The organism is Klebsiella sp. 10982 (assembly GCF_048589245.1).
In the GTDB taxonomy this organism is placed as follows: Bacteria; Pseudomonadota; Gammaproteobacteria; order Enterobacterales; family Enterobacteriaceae; genus Klebsiella; species Klebsiella quasivariicola.
In genome coordinates this window covers 1-667 of sequence record NZ_JBMAXV010000138.1, presented here as the reverse complement: position 1 = coordinate 667, position 667 = coordinate 1, and the positions used below count along the sequence as shown (strand labels likewise).

The following is a 667-nucleotide window of genomic DNA, read 5'->3' as shown; positions in this document are numbered from 1 at the left end:
CTGAGGCCGACCTTTGTGAGAAACTCCACGATGATGCGGAGCATCTTTTCCGTACACTGTCCTCGAGACTGGATGCATTACAGGATGGTAACTGATGGCCAGAGTGTCTATTAGTGAAGCAGCACGGCTTGTTAAGGTTAGTCGCCCTACTATTTACAAGATGATTAACAGTGGTAAGTTAAGTTACACCTCTGTTGTAAAGCACGGGAAGGGTATTAAAGTTATTGATACATCAGAGCTTATTAGAGTGTTTGGTTCTCTTGATGGTGTAATCGATGCTGTAAAATATGATGTAAAAAGTGACGCAGAATCTACAGGTATTAACAGCGTTGGTTTACATGATTTACAACATAGAATCGCTTTACTTGAAGCTGAAAACGATGGTCTTAAAGGGGCTGTTAAGGCTCGAGATGAGCATATTGATTCCCTTCTTCAGGCTATGCAGCTTCTGGAGCACAAGCACGAACCTTCTTCACCACCCCATTCCCCGTGGTGGAAATTCTGGAAAAAATCCTGATCCCGCCATGCTTGAGTTTTCCTCTCCGGCCATGCCGGGGCGTTCGTGAACCTTCCCAAAAATCGTCAGATCTCTGAACGCTCCTCACACTAAAAATATCCACACCCCACGCAAAATTAAATTTTTGCAGATAACTCATTAATATCAGTT

Annotated in this window: 2 protein-coding genes; both read left to right on the top strand. The window is 43.5% G+C overall.

All coding sequences use genetic code 11. The features are described 5' to 3' along the window. On the top strand, window positions 1-95 hold a 95-nt coding region (locus ACKLKD_RS27960), incomplete at its 5' end, for a Rop family plasmid primer RNA-binding protein (RefSeq protein WP_114147923.1). Beyond that, entirely contained in the window at window positions 95-517 is a 423-nt protein-coding gene (locus ACKLKD_RS27955; protein WP_087804749.1) for a helix-turn-helix domain-containing protein, read from the top strand. The genes ACKLKD_RS27960 and ACKLKD_RS27955, both read left to right, overlap by 1 nt. The last annotated feature ends 150 nt before the right edge of the window (window positions 518-667 follow it).

Bases quoted from the DNA above. Each gene is read 5' to 3' on its own strand.
- ACKLKD_RS27955 (WP_087804749.1), top strand. From the start codon at position 95: ATGGCCAGAGTGTCTATTAGTGAAGCAGCACGGCTTGTTAAGGTTAGT.